Below are 1,591 nucleotides of genomic sequence, written 5' to 3' on the forward strand. Positions count from 1 at the left end.
CCCCCCCCCCCCCCCCCCCCCCCCCCCCCCCCCCCCCCCCCCCCCCCCCCCCCTTTTTAGATGTGTATAAGAGACAGTGCGCGTGCGGCCCGACGCCGCGGCCGGCTACGCCGCCTGCGCCGCCGCCTCGCGGCAGCCGCCGCAGCAGGGCAGCGTCGGCGCCGGGGCCGGCGCGGCGGTGGGCAAGCTGTTCGGCATGCAGCATGCGATGAAGGGTGGCATCGGCTCGGCCTCGGTGACGGTCGCAGGCGTCACGGTCGGCGCGCTGATCGCGGTCAACGCGCTGGGCGACGTACTCGACCCGGACACCGCCCGGATCGTGGCCGGCGCCCGCTGCGAAGACGGCCGCACGCTGCGCGACACGCGGCGCGCGCTGCTGCGCGGCGACGACACCCGGCCGCCGCTCACGGGCACCAACACCACCATCGGCGCCATCGCCACCGACGCGGTGCTGACCAAGGCGCAGGCCCAGCGCCTGGCCCAGGCCGGGCACGACGGCCTGGCGCGCAGCATCAACCCGGTGCACACCATGTCCGATGGCGACACGCTGTTCGCGCTGGCCACCGGCCGCGCCAGCGGCGCCCCCGGCATGGTGCTGCTGGCCACCATGGCGGCCGAGGCCACCGCGCGGGCCGTGCTGCGCGCCGTGCAGGCCGCGCGCGCCATCACCACCGCCGACGGCCTGCACCTGCCGTGCGCCGCCGATCTGCGCCTGCCGTGACCGCACGCATGCGCCACTTGCTGCGCAACGCCTTGCTGGCGCTGCGCGACCTGCTGATCTCCGTCGGCCCGTTCGCGCTGGTGGCCGCCGTGCTGCTGATCGGGGCTTACCGCTGGCTGGATCCGAACCCGCCGCGCCGGGTTACGCTGGCCACCGGCCCGGCACAGAGCGCCTACGCCGAATTCGGCAAGCGCTATGCGCACGCCCTGGCGGCCGACGGCATCGAGGTGGTGCTGCTGCCCAGCGGCGGCTCTTCGGACCACCCGCGCCTGCTGCGCGAGGGGCGCGCCGACCAGGGCTTCGCGCGCGGCGGCAGCGCCGATCCGGTGCACATGAGCCGCGGCCAATCGGACTACGACACGCCGCAGGCCCTGCTCGCGGAACTCGACCAGTTGGAGCGGCAGGTCGAGAAGATCAGCGTGCCGCTGTCCTACGCCGACGAGCTGTACGCGCTGCGCGAGCACATCAACCTGGCTTGCAGCAGGCTGGCCTCAGGCCGCGGCTGAAGGCCCGTTCACGATGCGCATCTGCGCTGCCGCCATGCGCTCCAGGCACAGGCGGCGCGCGATGGATTCCGTGCGGCCGTCCTCGTGGGTGAACAGCAGCAGGCTGCCGCGCGGGCTGGCCCAGGTCAGGTGCAGGCGCTGCCACTGGCCGTCCTGCAGCATCTCCACCCAGACGCCGGGCGCCAGCGCATCGTCGCCAGCCGCGGCCGGCGCCGGCTCGGCCGCGGGCGCACTGCGAAAGGCCAGGTCCGGATCTGTCTCTTATACACATCTGACGCTGCCGACGAAAAGAACCTAGTGTAGATCTCGGTGGGCGCCGGGTCATGAAAGAGGGGGGGGGGGGGGGGGGGGGGGGGGGGGGGGG

At 74.5% G+C, this 1,591-nt stretch carries 2 protein-coding genes and 2 pseudogenes; 2 read left to right on the plus strand and 2 right to left on the minus strand.

Going from position 1 to position 1,591, the window contains the following annotated elements:
• Window positions 1-76 precede the first annotated feature (76 nt).
• Window positions 77-721: pseudogene (locus JHD63_RS22485) on the plus strand (P1 family peptidase); the annotation flags it as partial.
• Between the two features lie 8 nt (window positions 722-729).
• Window positions 730-1,044 (plus strand): annotated as a pseudogene (locus tag JHD63_RS24285) (TAXI family TRAP transporter solute-binding subunit); the annotation flags it as partial.
• A gap of 168 nt (window positions 1,045-1,212) precedes the next feature.
• Here the strand turns inward: JHD63_RS24285 and JHD63_RS22495 are convergent.
• Window positions 1,213-1,389, minus strand: a complete 177-nt coding sequence (locus JHD63_RS22495) for a hypothetical protein (protein ID WP_198973015.1) — start codon at window positions 1,387-1,389, stop codon at window positions 1,213-1,215.
• Window positions 1,353-1,591 (minus strand): hypothetical protein (locus tag JHD63_RS22500; RefSeq protein ID WP_198973016.1); only part of this gene is annotated, 239 nt, incomplete at its 5' end. The genes JHD63_RS22500 and JHD63_RS22495, both read right to left, overlap by 37 nt.

Source organism: Xylophilus sp. ASV27, assembly GCF_016428875.1.
Classification (GTDB): domain Bacteria; phylum Pseudomonadota; class Gammaproteobacteria; order Burkholderiales; family Burkholderiaceae_C; genus Xylophilus.